This window comes from Lachnoclostridium edouardi (assembly GCF_900240245.1).
Lineage (GTDB): Bacteria > Bacillota > Clostridia > Lachnospirales > Lachnospiraceae > Lachnoclostridium_A > Lachnoclostridium_A edouardi.
This window is the reverse complement of record NZ_OESQ01000001.1, coordinates 3209135-3224566: the sequence shown is the minus strand read 5'-3', so window position 1 is coordinate 3224566 and position 15432 is coordinate 3209135. Positions and strand designations below refer to the sequence as shown.

Annotated in this window: 15 protein-coding genes; 1 reads left to right on the top strand and 14 read right to left on the bottom strand. The window is 41.1% G+C overall.

Annotated elements, in window-relative coordinates; all coding sequences use genetic code 11:
- Positions 1-29: 29 nt before the first annotated feature.
- From C1A07_RS15535 to C1A07_RS15525, 3 genes are all read right to left on the bottom strand, one after another.
- Entirely contained in the window at positions 30-1622 is a 1593-nt protein-coding gene (locus C1A07_RS15535; protein ID WP_101877911.1) for a recombinase family protein, read from the bottom strand.
- Entirely contained in the window at positions 1619-3208 is a 1590-nt protein-coding gene (locus C1A07_RS15530) for a recombinase family protein (RefSeq protein ID WP_101877910.1), read from the bottom strand. Before C1A07_RS15530 ends, C1A07_RS15535 begins: the two co-directional genes overlap by 4 nt.
- 76 nt (positions 3209-3284) lie before the next feature.
- Positions 3285-3452 carry a hypothetical protein gene (locus C1A07_RS15525; protein WP_242972336.1) on the bottom strand — a complete coding sequence of 56 codons (168 nt, stop codon included), beginning with the start codon at positions 3450-3452 and terminating at the stop codon, positions 3285-3287.
- Between the two features lie 346 nt (positions 3453-3798).
- On the opposite strand from C1A07_RS15525, the gene C1A07_RS15520 reads away from it, so the two are divergent.
- Positions 3799-6045: a tetratricopeptide repeat protein gene (locus C1A07_RS15520; RefSeq protein WP_101878170.1), complete on the top strand. Its 2247-nt coding sequence runs from the start codon at positions 3799-3801 to the stop codon at positions 6043-6045.
- A gap of 157 nt (positions 6046-6202) precedes the next feature.
- On the opposite strand, the gene C1A07_RS15515 is transcribed toward C1A07_RS15520, so the two are convergent.
- The 11 genes from C1A07_RS15515 to C1A07_RS15470 form a co-directional block, all read right to left on the bottom strand.
- Positions 6203-7369, bottom strand: a complete 1167-nt coding sequence (locus C1A07_RS15515; protein ID WP_101877908.1) for an iron-containing alcohol dehydrogenase — start codon at positions 7367-7369, stop codon at positions 6203-6205.
- A gap of 14 nt (positions 7370-7383) precedes the next feature.
- Entirely contained in the window at positions 7384-7704 is a 321-nt protein-coding gene (locus C1A07_RS15510) for a carboxymuconolactone decarboxylase family protein (RefSeq protein WP_015561020.1), read from the bottom strand.
- Positions 7705-7715: 11 nt separating this feature from the next.
- The gene (locus C1A07_RS15505) at positions 7716-8120 is read right to left on the bottom strand and encodes a cupin domain-containing protein (RefSeq protein WP_015561019.1); all 405 of its coding nucleotides are present in this window, start codon (positions 8118-8120) and stop codon (positions 7716-7718) included.
- A 130-nt stretch (positions 8121-8250) separates the two neighbouring features.
- Entirely contained in the window at positions 8251-9600 is a 1350-nt protein-coding gene (locus tag C1A07_RS15500; RefSeq protein ID WP_101877907.1) for an MATE family efflux transporter, read from the bottom strand.
- Between the two features lie 67 nt (positions 9601-9667).
- Positions 9668-9784, bottom strand: coding sequence for a flavodoxin family protein (locus tag C1A07_RS16090; RefSeq protein WP_115714782.1), 117 nt, complete (start codon positions 9782-9784; stop codon positions 9668-9670).
- Positions 9785-9837: 53 nt separating this feature from the next.
- Positions 9838-10815, bottom strand: coding sequence for an alpha/beta hydrolase (locus tag C1A07_RS15495; protein WP_101877906.1), 978 nt, complete (start codon positions 10813-10815; stop codon positions 9838-9840).
- A gap of 34 nt (positions 10816-10849) precedes the next feature.
- Complete coding sequence (locus tag C1A07_RS15490; protein WP_101877905.1) at positions 10850-11968, bottom strand: aldo/keto reductase; 1119 nt, start codon at positions 11966-11968, stop codon at positions 10850-10852.
- A 126-nt stretch (positions 11969-12094) separates the two neighbouring features.
- Positions 12095-12571, bottom strand: a complete 477-nt coding sequence (locus C1A07_RS15485) for a flavodoxin (RefSeq protein ID WP_101877904.1) — start codon at positions 12569-12571, stop codon at positions 12095-12097.
- Positions 12572-12618: 47 nt separating this feature from the next.
- Positions 12619-13962, bottom strand: a complete 1344-nt coding sequence (locus C1A07_RS15480; RefSeq protein WP_101877903.1) for an MATE family efflux transporter — start codon at positions 13960-13962, stop codon at positions 12619-12621.
- 28 nt (positions 13963-13990) lie between these two features.
- Positions 13991-14677: a DUF4405 domain-containing protein gene (locus C1A07_RS15475; protein ID WP_101877902.1), complete on the bottom strand. Its 687-nt coding sequence runs from the start codon at positions 14675-14677 to the stop codon at positions 13991-13993.
- 20 nt (positions 14678-14697) lie between these two features.
- Positions 14698-15411, bottom strand: a complete 714-nt coding sequence (locus tag C1A07_RS15470; protein WP_101877901.1) for a flavodoxin — start codon at positions 15409-15411, stop codon at positions 14698-14700.
- Positions 15412-15432 lie beyond the last annotated feature (21 nt).

Sequence of the window (15432 nt, the reverse complement as noted above, 5' to 3'; positions counted from 1 at the left end):
GAAAGTTATTGTAAAAAAATTTGCAGTCTTTACACTGCATTTTTCTCTACAGGATAAGGTGACTGATACTTAAATACGATATCAATGCTCTTATCTCCATTCACAACAATTTTTTCAATCAACTCTGTCACAATTTCTCTTGTCACTTCGGATAATGTTCCATACTTGATAAATTTCTCTATCCAGTTTTCATAAGATTCTTCTGCCTCTCCAAAGCTGTCTTTCTCCTGCTCTGCCAACTGAATCTTCTCTCTGATCTCTTTGTCCTGCTTTTCATAATCTGCCTTATAGGAGAGATATTCTTCTTTATCCAGAACACCATCCACATAATTTTCGTAAGTTTTCTTTTTATACTTCTGAATAGCTGCAAGTTCTTTTTGCAACCGTTCAATCTGCTGATCTGCTTCTACACATCGCCTCTGCACCTCCTTCCTTCTATCTGCTGCTTTTAATATTTCATCCTTATCACTTTCTTTCAGTGCCAGTTCCGCTTGTCTTTGGATTTCATTTTTTACAATAGAATCCAATACTTCTTTTTTAATGAAATGAGAATAACAAACTGTGTTACCCTTTTTATGATAAGTGCCACACTCATAACCGTCCCGACAAGTAACCCGCTGAAAATTATATCCGCAATCTCCGCAGACAATAATTCCTGCGTATGGATTTACCTTTCTTACTTCACTCAGAAAGCCCGGTGTACGTGTTCTTTTCTTCATAAGTTCCTGCACCTGTTCAAACGTATCCCTACTGATAATTGCTTCGTGCATTCCTTCCACGATATACTGCTGTTCCTCTGGAATATATTGATACTTTTCCACTTTATAGGATATCTTTTCTGATTTATGCTGTACCATAGCACCTGTATAAACTCTGTTTCGCAAAATTACATTGATCGTAGGATATGCCCAGCCCTTTGCGCCAGCCTTTTCTAATGCATTGGCATATTTTAGCCCCTGCACCTTTCTCTTATATTCTGAAGGTGTCAGAATCCCTTCCTGATTCAGTTTCCTTGCAATACCATCTCTGGAATATCCTTCCAGACTCATATAAAAGATTCTCCGTACCACCTTAGCCGCCTCTTCATCTATAAGAAAATGGTGCTTATCTGCTGGATCTTTCACATATCCATACGGTGCAAACCCTGACATGAACTGCCCCCGTTTCTTCTGTGCAGTCAATGCACCTCTGATTTTCTTAGATATATCACGACTGTACATATCATTAAACAGTGTCTTAAACTGTGCCAGTTCTTCATTGCTGTGATGAACAGAATCCACGCCATCCAAAATTGCAATGTAACGTACGCCTAAAGAAGGAAAAACACGTTCTATATAATTACTGGTTTCAATATGTTCACGTCCAAGCCGGGAAATATCTTTCGTAATAACTCCCTTGATTTTTCCTTTGTAGATATCCTCCATCATCCGCTGAAATCCCGGTCTGTTAGCAAAATAAAGCCCCGAATAACCATCATCAATATAAATATCTGCGATTTCCAGATCCTCTGATTTACTCACATACTCACGAATCAGCTTCATCTGATTTTCAATACTCTCACTGACTTTATTCTCTCCATCATCCTTTGACAGACGACAATATACACCCATCTGATACATCATATCACCCCATCTTTCTCAAGTATTCTATCTGACAAACTCTCCATTGAAGCAAACTTAAAATAAATGTCTATTTTCTGCTCTGGATAAACATAAATTTTATCAATCAACTCCACCAGCACTTCTCTGGTAAGATGCTTTACCGTTATTTTCCTGCGATTAAAAAGCTCCAACCAGCTTTTCGTCTCATTTGCAGCCGCCCGTTGTCTTTGCTCTTCATGGTTCACTTCTGACAGTTCTTTTTGGTATTTCATATTCTCCTGATCATACATCTGTTTTAATTCTAGATATTCTTCTTTGGAAAGCACTTCATCCATAAACTGTTCATATGCTCGTTTTCTATATTCCAGATTTCTTTCTATTTTTGCCTGCAATTTTGCAATTTTACTCTCCAGTTCCGGTTGCATTTGTCTTATTTGAGTTTCCAGATTCTTCATATCCATCTTCATCTGTTTCAGTTGTTGGTTGATTGCAAATACAACCAGTTCATCCAACTTTTCAAATGTAATATGATTCAACTCACAATAATTCTGTCCCTGCTTCTGATGAAAACCGCACATATATCCATCATAGCCATTATGAGAAGATAGATAACGTTTTCGCATGGCAGTTTTACATTTCCCGCAAAAGAGCAGTCCCACATATTTATGTGGTTCATTGTTTTTATCAAAATAGGGAACTCGGCGCCCCTTTCTTATTTGCTGAACCATGTCAAACTCTTCTTTAGAAATGATTGCTTCATGTGTATCCAGCACCAGTTCCATTTCTTCCAAGGGAATTGCCTTTTTGTATTTCAGCTTATAAGACGGTTTTTCATGTTTCCGAATTACAATCGCCCCGGTATAAATCGGATTTTTTAAAATTCCACTCACAGCAGATGATGTCCACACGCCTTTTCCCGTATCCCATACATAATTGGTTTTTAAAACTTCTTTTTTGTATTTTGCAGGACAAGGAATTCCATCTTCATTCAAAGTCCTGCAAATTACCGTACACCCAAACCCATTCTGATACATTCTGTAAATTCTTCGAACAACCTCAGCTGCATAAGGATCAACTTCCAGATGATTATGGATTTTTTTACTTTTCACATAACCATATGGAGGCTGCTTCGGTGTGTATTCCCCCATGCTTCTTTTTGTCTGAATCGTTGTCTTAATCTTTCTGGATGTATCTCTCAGATACATATCATTCAGCAAAGTTTTGATTTCTATCATCTCGTCATAAGTTCCAACTGCTGAATCATAATTATCCAAAATCGAAACAACCCGAATCTGTTTCTCCGGAAAATATTTCCCCAAATAATAGTTGGTATCAATATGTTCTCTTCCAAGTCGTGATACATCCTTAAAAATCACCATATTGATAACACCAAGCTCGATATCTGCCAGCATCCGCCGAAATTCAGTTCTTTCAAAATTACTTCCGGAAGCCCCGTCATCTACATAAACTTGTTTCTCCGCAATATCATTCTGCTCTGCAATATAATCTCTTGCCATCTGAATCTGAGAGTGAATACTATTGCTGTATTCACCCTCTTTGTTTTGCTCTTCAATGGAAATTCGGCAATAAATTCCTGCCTGATACATTTTATCCCTCTTTTCATTAGTCTTGTATAGTCATTGTCTTTAATTGTCTTTATCTTACAACAAGAACTATAGAAAATCAACCTGCAATTTTTCGTTCCGTTAGATTCTGAATACACTGAGTCAATGTCTTTTCTCCATTAAAATGCACTCGAATCTGATATCCTGCATGTTCATAGCTTACATTCTCTTTTTGAGTTTCTTTTTTTGTATCCAAAACTTCTACAGAATCAAATAACGTATTCATGCTATATGCCTCCTTCAGCATACAGTTCTCTCTACATCCTATGCCGGCAGGATTGTACAAAAGTTCTGTATGAATTGAATTCGGCTTTCGAAAGCCTGATTACATTCTAAAATTCTTCTGCATAAATCACATTGAATGAAAATTGACCGCAGATTGAGCCTTTTTCATTTATTTTCTTCATATACAACACCACTTCCTATTGTTCAGAACATTCGTTCGTGCTATAATAAGAAAAATTTAGTCCAGCATATTAAAACTTAAAAACTAGGAGGGATTTCTATTGGAACGTTGTGATTTTTCTTCTATCAGCACATACTTAAAGAATCAAATCAGTGAAAGTAATCAGATGAGCCAACCTGATTTTTTATACGAATTATTTGAAGATTTTATGAATGATTCGATAAATGAAGATTTTTCTATGGATAATGGTCTTATTTGCCGCTGGATGACCGGACAGGCAAAAATCAGTCCAAAAATATCTTCTTATTATGCCAAACCCAGTAATCAGAAAAAGCTGGCAGAAACCATTCAGCGGAACTTGCTTCCCTTAATGGCAGACTGCAACATGGTTATACAAGACATTTATACGTTATTCATGCAGGACGATACTATTTCAGATACAAAAAAACAGGAAATTGCATCTCTATATAAGCCTTCCGATTCAAGACTGTTGTTTTTGGCAAAAGTGCTTTCTTTTGGTATGGAACGTCAATTTGTCAAACGTGATACAAAAAACCAAAAACTAATTGCAGGAGGTGCTCTTTCCCCGATTGTACTGGATTACATTATGGACAGTGAAGTCCCAAAACCATGCCGCCATTTTCTCGGAAGAGAAGAAGAACTGGAAGAACTACACACTATGTTTGAAGAGAACCGCCATATATTTCTTTACGGAATTGCAGGGATTGGAAAAAGCGAACTCGCTAAAGTCTATGCAAAGCAATACAGAAAACAGTACACCAATATTCTCTACATGGAATATACCGGTGATCTGCATCAAGATATCACAGACATGGACTTTATTGATGATCCACCAGAAATTAGTGAACAGGAGCGTTTTCAAAGACATAACCGTTTCTTACGTTCTCTGAAATCAGATACACTGCTCATCATAGATAATTTTAATGCGACATCCACGCAGGACAGTTGTCTGTCCGTGGTATTAAAATACCGTTGTCGGATTTTATTTACAACCAGAAGCCGACTGACCGAATACTGTAGTTTTCAGCTAAAAGAAATAAAAGATATCTCCTCTCTTTTTCAGTTGACATCTATATTTTATTCAGAGGCAGAGGATCACCGACCAGTCGTAGAGAAAATTATAAAAACTGTACACAGCCATACTCTCGCTATTGAACTGGCAGCCAAACTTCTGGAAAATGGAATTTTAACTCCAAATCAATTACTAACAAAACTTCAAGAGGAAAAAGCGTCTCTTCATAACGAAGATAAGATTAAAATAATCAAAGACGGACAAAGCAGTAAAGCCACTTATTACAACCATATCCATACCCTGTTTTCGTTATACTCTTTATCTCAGACACAGCAGGATATTATGTGTAACATGTGTTTTCTTCCTTCGTCCGGCATTTCTGCACGTATATTTGCAAAATGGCTGGAACTGCCTACTTTAAATGATGTAAATGATCTGATTGAGACAGGCTTCGTTCAAGAAAATATCCGACATAGCATTTCTCTGCATCCATTGATTCAGGAAATCGCTGTTTCAGAAAACAGACCTTCCATTACAACCTGTCGCACCTTATTGGCTTCTCTTCAAAAAATATGTTTAATGCACGGTGTAGAAATCAGCTATTATAAGAAATTATTTCAGACAGTAGAAAACATCATGCAGCTAATCGAAAAAGATGATATTTCTCAATACCTATTATTTTTAGAAAACATCTTTCCATATATGGAGAAATATCACTATCAAAAAGGCATGGCAGAAATCATTCAAGAATTAAAACAACTTATAAAAACAGATAATCATGGGACTGCTTCTGACCGTGCACTATTACTGGACTATCAGGCAACTATGGAAGCCAAGCCGCAGAAAGCCATCCAATTAGAAAAAGAAGCGCTTTCTCAAATAAAAGAAACCACAAAAGATAACGCCCACCTTGTATCCAACCTTCATGCAAACCTCGGAGGACTTTACCGGATGCAAGGTCAAATGGAAGCGGCAAGAGAACACATGGAAACGGGCATCTCGCTGTTGGAAGAATACGGACTTCTTTACACCAATGACAGCATTCCGCAGATTAGTAATTACGCTGCCCTATTAGCAGAAATACAAGAAACGGAACGTGCCATATCCTCTCTCCAGAAATTAGCACGAATTATCAAAGAATACAATTCAGACCACTGTTTGGATTATGCCCAAGTACAGGAATCAATGGGAAATATATGCCTGATAACAGCTAATATCTCACAGGCAAGAACACACTTCAAAAAAGCCCTGAAGATTTATGAGAATATCTGGTCAGACGAACCGGAATTGATAGAAGCAAAGTATCAGGAAATTCAGGAATTATATCCACAAGTTGGATTTTCTATTGGGAAAAGACTATCAGATTTTTTAGCAAAATAAACATAATTTTATGGCGGACAAAATTGCCCGCCGTTGTTTTTTCCAAGTCTTATCAAAATCCATCTTTATGCTATATGTTTTCCATTCATTAAATTCCGCAAGACGTTCTTTAATTTTATCATGGGTAATTCTTACTGTGTCACTTCTGCTTTAATGATTATAAGCTATTTTTCAGTATCTCCAACACCTCATCATGATTCAGCACCTTATATCCACCCTCCATGATAAATGTCCCGTTTGCAATACCCTGCAACATTTCTTCTGTGACGCCCAACTCATGGAGATTCATTGCAAGTCCCAGCTCTTTCATCCAATTTTCCATGCAGAAAATTCCTTCTTTAGCAATCTGCTCATCGGATTTCTCGGCAGGATCGACCTCCCACACATTCACAGCAAAACGGCAAAACCTGCTAAGACCATAAGGCATGATATACTGATAGTAAGGAAGTGACACCGCTGAAAGCGTCATTCCGTGAGTTGCATCCGTATATGCTCCTACTGCCTGCCCAAGCATATGAACCATCCAGTCTGTGCTTTTTCCTCTGGAAACAAGCGTATTCAGCGCCCAGGTTGCAGCCCACATGATATTCGACCTTGCCTCATAGTCCTCTGGATTCTGAATGGCAACTCTCGAACTGTGAATTACCGATTTCATCAGTGCCTCGCTGATATAATCGCTGGTATTGTCGTCCTCCCCAGAGAAATACTGCTCACAGATATGATTGAAGATATCATAAATGCCGGCCACCATCTGCTCTTTCGGCAATGTGAAAGTGAATTTCGGATTCAGGATTGCAAATTTCGGCATCACAGCATCTCCAAACACATGACCGATTTTCAGCTTTTGATCGTGATTGGTGATGACCGCACCTCCATTCATTTCGCTTCCGGTTCCCACCATAGTCAATACGCAGCCAACAGGGACAATCTCACAATCCGGCTCCTCAAAACGGATATAATATTTCTCCCATGGATCTTCATCACAGTGAACAGACACGGAAACCGCTTTTGCATAGTCGCAGCAGGAGCCGCCGCCTACAGCCAGCAAAAAATCCACGTGATTTTCTCTGGCAATCTGAACCCCCTCCCTTAATTTTTCTATTGTAGGATTTGGCATCACGCCTCCATCTTCAACGACTACCTTTCCGTTATCTTTCAGCAATTTCATAACCTGATTGTAAATTCCATTTTTCTTAATAGAACCACCGCCATAAACCAACTGAACGGTTTTTCCATATTTGGGAAGCTCCTCGTTCAAAAAACAAAGAGAATCCTCTCCAAAGTAAAGTTTTGTTGGATTTGAATACGAAAAATTTCCTAACATAATGTTTTTCCTCCTTAGTCCTGATAGATTTCTTTCGCCATGCGGAATGCTGCCCATGCTTTCGGCCAGCCAGCATAAAAGGCAGCGTGTGTCAAAATTTCTGCCATTTCTTCTTTTGTAACACCGTTCTTTTTTGCTTCTCCTATATGAAAGGCAAGAGAACTGTCCAGAACACCGCTTGCCATAAGTGCTGTTACTGTGACAATGCTTCTGTCTCTTGCAGGAAGCTTATCTTCTCGTGACCACACTTCTCCAAACAGCACGTCATCATTCAGTTCCGCAAATTTTGGTGCAAAATCACCCAGGGCATCTCTGCCCGCTGTTACCTTTTTCATGATCTGTCTCCTTATTTTAGCTTACTGTATTCTTCTTCCTTCACCGGCTCCATCCATTCATTGGAACTTCCTTCTGCCGGAACTTCTACCGCCAAATGAGAAAACCAGCTATCAGGAGCAGCGCCATGCCAATGCTTCACTTCCGGCGCAATATTGATGACATCACCGGGTTTCATCTCCTGAGCCGTTTTTCCCCACTCCTGATAATATCCACGTCCGGCAGTGCAGAGCAAAATCTGTCCGCCTTTGTGATGAATATGCCAGTTATTCCGGCATCCTGGCTCAAAGGTTACATTTGCAATTCCAACTCTTTCCGTTGTCAGCATGGACAGGTAACTCTGTCCAACAAAATATTGTGCATACGCATCATTTTTTTCCCCCAATGGGAATATCTGTTTAAATCCTTTTTCTGTCATGAATTACTCTCCCTTCAAGAATTAAAATAGTCTAAAATCTCTTGCAGCCTGATCCACATGGAACGGGCAGCGTTTGTTACAATGCACGCATCCAACACAGGCATCAGCCTTGACTGTAAGATTTTCATAATCATCCAGTCAGGTTCTGTGCCCATGTATATTTCCGGTAATACCAGAAAACCACCGGCACTTTAATGCACTCATCCAAGCAGAGAACAAAATATACAGTCAGCACTGGAAGCTTAAAATAAAATGCCATGACAGATGCCGTCGGGATTATGATCAGCCACAATACAATCCCGTCACAGATACATCCAAATTTTGATTTGCCTCCGGCACAGAAGATCCCGCCGATGACCATACTGTTTACTGAACACACAATTGCGTAATAACTTGAAATCAGCAGCATTCCTGAAAGATAAGAGGTCGCCGTATCCGTCAAAGTTGAAAAATACAGAATCAACGGACGTAAAGCAAGAAGAAGCAAACAGGTAACCGCACCGATGAGCCCGGCAAGCTGCGTAGAATGCTTCGCATATCTTTTTGCCAGTTCTATCTGGTTTTTTCCCAGTTCATTTCCCACCAGAATAGCCCCTGCCGTTCCTACACCTTTGGATACACAGCCTAGTATATTCCGTATAATTGTCGCAAGGGAGTTTGCCGCTACCGCATCGTTCCCCAAATGCCCGATAATAACAGAATAGATTGTCACACCGCCGCCCCAGAAAAAATAATTTCCAATCACAGGCATGGTATAACGGTTAAAATCCTTCCTGATTTTTTTGTCCGCATGTGCTATATAGGACAGTCTGATTTTTATACTGTCTGGCTTTTTTGCTTCTGCCAGAGTCCATAGAAACTGGATGCCTGTGGCAAGGACAGTTGCCACGGCTGCACCCTGTATCCCCATGGCAGGGAACCAGAGTAATCCGAAAATAAAAACCGTATTAAAGCATAAATTCAATATCATGGAAGAAGATCCGATTACCGTACTCTTAGCTGTTTTTCCGCTGTTTTTCATAATACAGAGATACATTTGGGATAATCCCAGCGGCACATAAGATATCCCTGCAATCCGTAGATATACAGCTCCACGATAAACCAGTCCTGTCTCATTGGTCAGTAAAGACATGATTTGAGTCGGAAAAATTGATGTGCCGGTCAGAAAAAACACAGACACGATCATCATATACCTTATTGCAAGAGCAAGTATTTTTTCAACCGTATTACGATCACCTTTTCCCCAGTATTGAGCTGCCAGCATGGTTGTTCCCTGTACCAAAACCGTAACACATATATTAAATATAAAAGTCACCTGTCCGGCCAATGACACCGCAGCCAATGCTTCCTGCTCTAAAAAACCAAGCATAACAGCGTCCGATGCGCTCACCAGTGCCGTCATAAAATTTTGAAACGCAATCGGTATCACCATGGCCATCAATGTATGATGAAATGATTTTCTGTCCTCATGTACAGCCATATTCTCTATGGTCCTCCTTAATACTGGCGGATGAAAAAACATTCCCGCCCGCCAGATTCATTATCATCTATTCCTGCTCCGCCAATTCAATCCGTACCTGATAGCCGCCGCTTAATTCCCGGATTTGCCGGACAATGCCCTTTGTGTGTCCTGTGTAAGAAAAATATGCAATCATTGTGTTCATAAAATGATCTCCTTTGTCCAAAATATATTTATTTCTTTTTTACTTAACAACCGTTATCTCAGATTTGACTTGAAAAAGTCCTCCATCTTATCAAACGGAATGACATCCATATTGTCATACAGATCCGTATGAACAGCATCCGGAATAAGGAGCAGTTCCTTATTATCTCCTTTCAGCATCTTGTAAGCATCTTTACTGAAATAGCAGGAATGTGCCTTCTCGCCATGAATTAACAGAACTGCACTGCGGATTTCATCTGCGTACTGCAAAATCGGCATATTTAGAAATGAAAGGGAAGATGTCACATTCCAGCCGCCGTTGGAATTCAGAGAGCGTGCATGATACCCACGGTCAGTCTTATAATAATTGTGATAGTCCTTAAAGTAAAACGGCGCATCCTCCGGCATGGGATCTGCCACACCACCGGCAAGTGCATAGGTTCCATTTTTGTAATCGCTGACTCTTTGTGCATTCATGGCTTTGCGTTTCTCATAACGTGCATCTGCACTGTCCTCGGAATCAAAATATCCCTTTGCATTCACCCTGGTCATATCGTACATAGTGGAAGCGACTGTTGCCTTGATTCTGGTATCAATAGCCGCCGCATTCAGAGCCATGCCGCCCCAGCCGCAGATACCGATAATTCCGATTCTTTCCGGATCAACATTTTCCTGTACGGAAAGGAAATCAACTGCTGCCTGAAAATCTTCCGTGTTAATGTCAGGTGAAGCCACATAACGAGGCTGGCCACCGCTTTCACCGGTGAAAGACGGATCAAATGCAATTGTCAGGAAACCTCTTTCTGCCATGGTCTGCGCATACAGACCTGCCGCCTGTTCTTTTACCGCCCCAAACGGTCCGCTGACGGCGATAGCCGCCAGTCTGCCGGTAACTCCTTTCGGCTCGTAAAGATCCGCCGCCAGCGTTATACCGTAACGATTGTGAAAAGTTATCTTGCGGTGATTTACCTTCCCGCTTTTAGGGAAAATCTTATCCCACTCGTTTGTCATTGTTATTTTTTTGTTCTCCATTGTCATTGCCTCCTTGTTTTGCCTTTCTCTCGCTTTATTTTCTGAAATATTCACTGATCTTTTTCATGCGACCTACCTGGTCTACATGGAACGGACAGCGTTTGTTACAATGCCCGCAGCCAATACATTCGTCCGCCCCATGTTCCAGATTTTCATAATGGCTGCGTGCAAGCGTATCTCCCGCCACGGATAGATCATAGTATTTGTTGATCAGCCCTACATCCAGCCCCATAGGACAAGGCTGACAATGATTGCAATAGACACATTTCCCCGATGCATCCTGTGGTGCAAAAGAGCCAATGACTGAATAATCTCTTTCTTCCGGTGCGGCATCTAAGAATCCAAGAATCCGCTTAAGATCATCCATATTACGAACACCAGGAAGTACCGTTAAAACCCCCGGTTTATCCAAAGCATACTGAATACACTGATACTCCGTCAGCGCTTTCCCAAACGGCGAGGTTTCCGCTTTTAACAGCTGCCCTCCGCTAAAGGCTTTCATCACGGAAATCCCTACCCCCTCTGCTTCGCAGCGGCGGTACAGGTTCATTCTTTCTGCCACACTGCCAACTGCATAACTGTCTTTCGCATAATTGGGTTCGGTGCCGCCCGCATAGTCATAAGCAGGATTAATACTGAACATCAACATATCCAAAATCCCCATATCAAGCACCTCGTTCACCAGAAAGGGAGTATGAGAAGATAGTCCGATATGCCTGACCACGCCAGCCTCTTTTAGTTCTTCCATATAGCGAATGACTCCGGCTTTTTCTACTTCATGCAGATCCGCTGATTCATCAATGCAATGAAGAAATCCAAAATCAATATAATCTGTTTGCAGCGCCTTCAGCTGCCAGTCAACGGAGCGTTTCATGGTATCCAGGTCTGTTGTCCATCCGTACACTCCTGTTTCATAATTTGCTCCAAAATGAATCTGGAAATATGCCTTATCCCGCATCCCTTTTATAGCCCGCCCATAGGCGGCAAAGGGTTTTGCTTCCGACGAAGCCATATCAAAATAGTTAATTCCATTTTCCATAGCGGCAGTTATTATTTTTTCGATTTCTTTTTCACTTGATGCCTGAATGGAACTGGTACCGATTCCAAGAACGCTGATCTGTTCCGTTCCCCTCGGCAGTTTTCGGTATTGCATAAATAGTTCCTCCTTTTAATAGTCGATACACACCCAGCACATTACTTTCGATTTGGCTATTTGAAAGTACGTCAGAAATATCTTTCACGCTTGACGCAAGCATCAAAAATCCGACATTCCACCTTCTCACAGACTTTTTACCCATGCTTTCAATTCTTCCTGAGACAACAAGCCATTCAGCATTTTTCCTTTCATCAGGATAGCGCCAGGACAGCTCGGTGCAAGTTTTTCATTTGTGTTTCCCATGCCGCTGCCGCCAGAAGTAGCAAAAGGAACGATGGTTTTGCCTGAGAAATCATAACTCTCCAAAAAAGTATTAATAATCGTTGGTGCAACATACCACCAGATAGGGAATCCAACAAACACCAGATCATACTGATCCATACCTTCCAGCTTCCCGGCAATTTCAGGACGGAATATCGGATCACTCATCTCCACACTGCTGCGGCTTTTTTTATTTGTCCAGTCCAGATCGGCACTGCTATACGGTACCTTTGGCTTAATCTCATACAGGTCTGCGCCTGCCGCTTCCGAAAGTTTCCACGCTGCCTTTGCAGTCACACCGCTTGCTGAAAAATAGGCTACCAAAATTTTCTTGCTCATAGTAATTTCCTCCGTAAATTATGTTATTGAACTTATTATAAATGAATCTATATCACCTGAAATGTTTTCCATTTTCCGGACTTCTGCCTCCAGAAGAAAATGACCGCCCGAATGCTCCAGTCACAAACCATTGCAATAGCAATCCCGATCACGCCCATTTTCAAAACAATTCCCAAGAGCCATGATAAAAGCAGACGCACTGCTATTGTAGATATAACCGAAACATACATGGTAAATTTCACATCACCCGCTGCACGCAGCCCATTACTAAGCGCACCGGAAAAGGGATATGCTGCTGCATTAAACACGTTATGGATTAAAACCAGCCAGATCACAAGCCGTTTGGTCTCCGGCTGCAAAGCATAAAATTTCATAAAGAATGGAGTCAGAAGAAAAATCAAAAGATTCCATGCCGATGAAATCAGCAATGTGATTCTTGTCAATCTCTTAAAATAATGCTCCGCAGCATCTGCATCCCCATTTCCCATACACTGTCCAATGACCGTTATAAATACGGGACCCATAGCGACTCCCGCCAGCGCAGCCAACGACCAGATACTTTGTGCAACACCATTTGCAGCAATCTGGTATGTTCCAAAAAGTGCAACAATGCTGCTTAACGCCACTTTTACTAACTGGAAAACGCCATTTTCCATTCCGTTTGGAATTGCGATTTTTAAAATTTGTTTCATGAAATCCACATTCCACCGAAAAATCCACTTGCAGCGATAGAACACTTCATTTTTTCTCTGAAAACAAAGTACTGTAATCATCACGGCTGAAAATGTCCGAGCGATCAGTGAAGGGTATGCAACACCTGCAACACCTGCACGCAAAACAAATACACCAATGAGATTTCCAATAACATTGATGATATTGGAAATTACCGACAAATACATGGTCACACTGGTTTTTCCAATACTGCGAAAAAGGGCAGCGCCAGCATTGTAAACCGCCAATGCCGGATAGGAATATGCAGAAATCCTAAGGTATGTAATACAAGAGTGCATCACAGAATCTTCCACTTTACCGAACATCAGACGAAGCATCCCTTCATTTCCAATCAGAACTATCACTGCGATCAGTATGGAAAAAATCGTAGAGAATGATAGAAGCTGGCTGGCGGATTCTCCAGCGTCATCATTTTTCTTTCTACCAATATACTGGCTGATCACAACCGCCCCTCCGGATGCCAATGCTGTAAACAGATAAATAAAAATAGTATTGAACTGATTTACCAGTGAAACACCGGATACTGCCGCTTCTCCTGCGTAGCTGACCACCAGTGTGTCCGCCATCCCTACAAGCATTATCAACAGCTGCTCTAAAAACAGGGGAATAATCATAGCCATCAACTTCTCGTTTGAAAACAGAGTTGTTTGCTGATTCATGCCTTTTCCTCCACTAAGATTTTACAATTTATTCTTTTCTTCTGCTCTGTGAGGTTATCTTTCTGAGTCCTTTCACTGTGTAAAAGCCGATAAAGACCCATAGTCCCATCATGGTGATATACCCTGCAAATACAGAAACTGCACTCTGTTCAAAATCAAAAAACACAAACTCCTGTTTAAGGAACATATAGGAGAGAATATTTTCCTTATGGAAACAGTACGCTCCATACCCCGCAATAAAAATTGCTATAAAACACATCAGCCATACAAATGCAGCAGGGGTTTTCTTTCTGTTACAAAGTCTGCGGAACAGTCCAAGAACCATGCTCCAATGAAATCCTAAATGAATACTCATCAGCACAAATCCCCAATAAGATGCCGCCAGGTGCATGATTCTCGCTATTGCCATCGGTCCTTGAATGGGTAATCCCGCAAAAATGTGACGGGACAACACAATTCCACTGAACCCCAAACACAGCATAGAAATAAGGACACTGATATTGATGATCGTCTGCATTGTCCGCAGCAGGGTATATTTCCCTTTGAACAGGCTACCATACCACCGGATGTTCAGAATGTTGTGTAGCAAAAACAGTACAAGCATCCCTGTTCCAAACCACTCATGAAGCTTCTGTCCGGTGACTTGATAAGCCATCAGACAAAGTAGCAGCACTGTCATCAGTAAATCAATTCCCATCTTTATTTTTAGTTTCATGAGTCATTTGTCCTTTCGTATCATTTAGATAAACCGAGTCCCTGCACCCATTCGCTCACTCTGCTTTCCGCATCGGTTACACTGGAACTGCCAATATGAAGTCCGTCAAGAATGGTTGCATCCGGCTCCATATTTTTAATTTCATCAACCGCATCCGAGAATGCACTGCCACCGGAAGTGCAGAAGGGGATCACTGTTTTCCCACTGAAGTCATACTCGTCAAAAAAGCTATACATTACCATAGGCATACCATACCACCAGTTGGGGAAGCCAACAAAAATCGTATCGTACTGATCCAGATTTTCGATATGCGTAGCCAATTCCGGATGAATGCCATTGTTCTTTTCAGTCTCTCCAACATCAACGGTATCATTGTAGTTATTGGGATAAGGTTCTACTGTTCGGATAGAAAACAATTCTCCGCCGGAAGCTTCTGCAATCATATGGGCCATCACACCAGTATTACCTGTGACTTCACCGTTGAAGATTTGAATACTGGCTGATGAAGAAGCGTCCACGTCATCGGGAAGATCCGCATTTTCACCATAGGTAAAATAAGCAATCAGAATATTGCTGCCTTCCGTTTTTGTGCCTTCTGCGGGAGTGGATTCTGCCACCAGAGAGGGTTCTTCGGCAGACACAGGATCCAGAGCATCCTTCTGCTGTGTATTAGAGCAGGCTGCCAGAGAAAACACTAGTACAACAGAAAGTATAAGTACGATTATTTTTTTCACGCAATCATCTCCTTGAAATCT

Coding starts and splice junctions, on each gene's coding strand:
- C1A07_RS15500 (WP_101877907.1), bottom strand. CDS start 9,600: ATGGCTGTACATGAGGACAGAAAATCATTTCATCATACATTGATGGCC.
- C1A07_RS15485 (WP_101877904.1), bottom strand. CDS start 12,571: ATGAGCAAGAAAATTTTGGTAGCCTATTTTTCAGCAAGCGGTGTGACT.
- C1A07_RS15515 (WP_101877908.1), bottom strand. CDS start 7,369: ATGTTAGGAAATTTTTCGTATTCAAATCCAACAAAACTTTACTTTGGA.
- C1A07_RS15520 (WP_101878170.1), top strand. CDS start 3,799: ATGAGCCAACCTGATTTTTTATACGAATTATTTGAAGATTTTATGAAT.
- C1A07_RS15480 (WP_101877903.1), bottom strand. CDS start 13,962: ATGAATCAGCAAACAACTCTGTTTTCAAACGAGAAGTTGATGGCTATG.
- C1A07_RS15505 (WP_015561019.1), bottom strand. CDS start 8,120: ATGACAGAAAAAGGATTTAAACAGATATTCCCATTGGGGGAAAAAAAT.
- C1A07_RS15525 (WP_242972336.1), bottom strand. CDS start 3,452: ATGAATACGTTATTTGATTCTGTAGAAGTTTTGGATACAAAAAAAGAA.
- C1A07_RS15510 (WP_015561020.1), bottom strand. CDS start 7,704: ATGAAAAAGGTAACAGCGGGCAGAGATGCCCTGGGTGATTTTGCACCA.
- C1A07_RS15495 (WP_101877906.1), bottom strand. CDS start 10,815: ATGGAGAACAAAAAAATAACAATGACAAACGAGTGGGATAAGATTTTC.
- C1A07_RS15490 (WP_101877905.1), bottom strand. CDS start 11,968: ATGCAATACCGAAAACTGCCGAGGGGAACGGAACAGATCAGCGTTCTT.
- C1A07_RS15475 (WP_101877902.1), bottom strand. CDS start 14,677: ATGAAACTAAAAATAAAGATGGGAATTGATTTACTGATGACAGTGCTG.
- C1A07_RS15535 (WP_101877911.1), bottom strand. CDS start 1,622: ATGATGTATCAGATGGGTGTATATTGTCGTCTGTCAAAGGATGATGGA.
- C1A07_RS16090 (WP_115714782.1), bottom strand. CDS start 9,784: ATGAACACAATGATTGCATATTTTTCTTACACAGGACACACAAAGGGC.
- C1A07_RS15530 (WP_101877910.1), bottom strand. CDS start 3,208: ATGTATCAGGCAGGAATTTATTGCCGAATTTCCATTGAAGAGCAAAAC.